Genomic DNA, 2,593 nt, shown 5'->3' with positions numbered 1-2,593 from the left:
CTGTCCCTAGCTTTATCAATGGCATACAGGGGGGCTGGAGGGGAGACTGAGAGGGGAATGGCAAGCGCCTTGGGCTTTGAGGGAATTGGAAGTGGGGAGATTGACTCTGGCAGCCAGTATCTGATTGGACAGCTTGGGGGCCGCAAGGACATTGAGCTTGAGGCTGCAAACTCCATCTGGCTGAATAAGGATTTCACGCTCAAGCAGGATTACCAGAAGGCGGTTGAGGAGTATTATTTTGCAAAGGCCCAAAGCCTTGATTTTTCAGACCCTGCCTCAGCAGACACCATCAATATGTGGATAAAGGACAGGACACGGGGCAAGATTGAAAACGTAATCAGCCCTCCAATTGACGTTTACAGGTCGTTTCTTGTAAACGCAGTTTACTTCAAGGGCAAGTGGGCAAAGCCGTTTGACAAAACAATTTCCAGGGAACGAGAATTCACATCTTCAGATGGAACAAAGAAAATGGTAATGATGATGAAGGGGTTTGACAGGTACGATTACATAGAAAACGATGAGCTGCAGGCAGTAAGGCTTGGTTATGGCAACGGCTCTGCAAGCATGTACATTGTGCTGCCAAGGGACGGGGCCAGCGGCGCACAGGGTGCCGAAAATTTCGCTGAAAGCCTGGATGGAAAAAGGTGGGGCGAAATCACATCAGGAATGCGGAAAAAAGAAGGCACGGTAATAATGCCAAGGTTCAAAGTCGAGTATGAAAAGAAGCTCAACGAGCAGCTCAAGCAAATGGGCATGGAAGACGCTTTTGATGACACTGCGGACTTTAGCAGGATGGCAAAAGAGCCGCTGAAAATCAGCTTTGTGCTGCACAAGACTTTTGTGGAGAGCAATGAGGAGGGGACCGAGGCTGCGGCAGTCACGGTTATTGGCATGGTGGCTACATCGGCCGGCCCGATAAACAAGCCAGCACCGTTTTACATGGAGATAAACAGGCCGTTTTTCTATGCGATACAGGACGACAAGACTGGAGAGATACTTTTCATGGGGGTTATGAATGAAATTGAAGCCCAGTAGCAAGAGTCCTAGCGACTGCGAAGAAACTTGAGAAATTCCCTGGCATTCGAGTCATCCGGATGCAATGAAAGATGGTGCTCTAGGTCCTTGATGGCCCCTTGCTTGTCCCCAAGGGCTGATTTTGCCATGGCCCTGTCAGAGAATAATGTTTTGAAGCCAGTGGCAGCCGAATCCGGATTCTGGCCAAGAAGTGTGATTAAACGGCTTAGAAGTTTTATTGATTCCTGGATTTGACCTTTGTCGCTGCTGTAAAGAAGCTTTGCCTTTTCATAGGTTGCAGCCAGGTTCCCGGGGTTTGCGGCTATAGCAAGGGAAAGATGGCTCAGTGCGCTTGCTGTTTTTCCAGATTGAAGCGACTCTATAGCTGCAAAATAATTGAAGTCCGAAAGTTTTTTAAGCGCGTCAGAAACCGCCGGCTCTACACTGCGTTTTTGCTGCTCGTGCAAAAGTTTAGGCCTGTTTGAAGCCCGTTGATTGGGCAAATGTTTTGCAAGCGGCTTGTGGCAAAAAGCATTTGGGGCAAAAATGCCTGAAGCCAATGAAAAAGCCGCAGCGCAGACAAGGGCTTTTGAAGCGTGTTTCATTTAACCACAAAATATGGATGCCTTCGAATCAGGCAACAGCGTCTGCCTTGCCCAAAGTTGCCCCAAAACGGGAGATGGTTTTTCCTGCAAGCTCTGCCCCCATTTTGCCGCACTGCGAAAGCTTTTTGCCCTTGCACATGCCCCTCAAGAAGCCTGCCGCAAAATAGTCGCCTGCTCCTGTGGTATCAACAACATCTTTTACATATGGGGGGGCGATTGGAATTGATATTGTTTTTGAGTCAAGGGACTTGCCTGTGCTTGAAAAGACAGTCGCGCCACTCTCACCGCGCTTGAGAACGATTAGAGGTGCAAGTTTGTAGGATATTTTTGACATGTGGCTGAAATCCTCTATGCCAAGTGCGCCAAATTCCTCCTCGTTGCCAAAAAGCACATCAACCAGCCCGGCCTCAAGCCATGCTGCAATGGTATCGGCATTTTTTTCTATCATGGGATAGCTTTCAAGCGACATTGCAACCTTGACACCGTGCTTTTTTGCAGCCTCAATGCACCTGCCGCACGCCTGGCCTAGCTTTCCAGATGACAGAAGAGATATTGATGTGAGAAACAGGAATTTTGAGTTAGATATCTCGGATTCGTTTATTTCTTCAAATTGCTCGGTTGAGCCAAGGTTGATTGCAAAGGTGCGCGCCTTGTCTGGTGTGACAAGCGAGAGCGCAAGGCCCGTGCTTCCAGGAAGCTTTCGGACAAAACTCGCGATTCCGGATTTTTCAAGGCTTTTGCAAAATATTTCGGCCTCCCTGTCAAACCCAACTGCCCCTGCAAAGGCGCACTTTGCGCCAAGGTATGCCATGCCCTCGCACACATTCCTTGCATTGTCGCCTGGAAGTGTTGCGCTGATTTTGATTCCCGGGTCAGAGCAAAGCAAGTCCAGCTGCTGCCTGGCAAGATAGTTGGAGGCGCTTTTTGAAAGGTTGTGTTGCACAAGAAACGATTCCCCGCAGCTTGCAAAATAG

General features: G+C 49.0%; 3 protein-coding genes. 1 reads left to right on the top strand and 2 read right to left on the bottom strand.

Annotated features, from left to right (window positions below):
- The gene (locus FJZ26_05475) at positions 1–1,035 is read left to right on the top strand and encodes a serpin family protein (protein MBM3229857.1); all 1,035 of its coding nucleotides are present in this window, start codon (positions 1–3) and stop codon (positions 1,033–1,035) included.
- 8 nt (positions 1,036–1,043) lie between these two features.
- On the opposite strand, the gene FJZ26_05470 is transcribed toward FJZ26_05475, so the two are convergent.
- Together FJZ26_05470 and FJZ26_05465 are read right to left on the bottom strand one after the other, a co-directional pair.
- On the bottom strand, positions 1,044–1,619 hold the full coding sequence (locus tag FJZ26_05470) for a hypothetical protein (protein ID MBM3229856.1): 576 nt from the start codon (positions 1,617–1,619) through the stop codon (positions 1,044–1,046).
- A 28-nt stretch (positions 1,620–1,647) separates the two neighbouring features.
- Positions 1,648–2,593: adenosine kinase (locus FJZ26_05465; protein ID MBM3229855.1), on the bottom strand; the 946-nt coding region annotated here is incomplete at its 5' end.

The sequence above is a fragment of the Candidatus Parvarchaeota archaeon genome, assembly GCA_016866895.1.
GTDB lineage: Archaea > Micrarchaeota > Micrarchaeia > Anstonellales > VGKX01 > VGKX01.
The sequence above is the reverse complement of the archived record's forward strand: the minus strand, read 5'-3'. Positions and strand labels throughout refer to the sequence as shown.

Excerpts from the sequence above, each read along its gene's own strand:
- FJZ26_05470 (MBM3229856.1), bottom strand. The coding sequence starts at position 1,619 with ATGAAACACGCTTCAAAAGCCCTTGTCTGCGCTGCGGCTTTTTCATTG.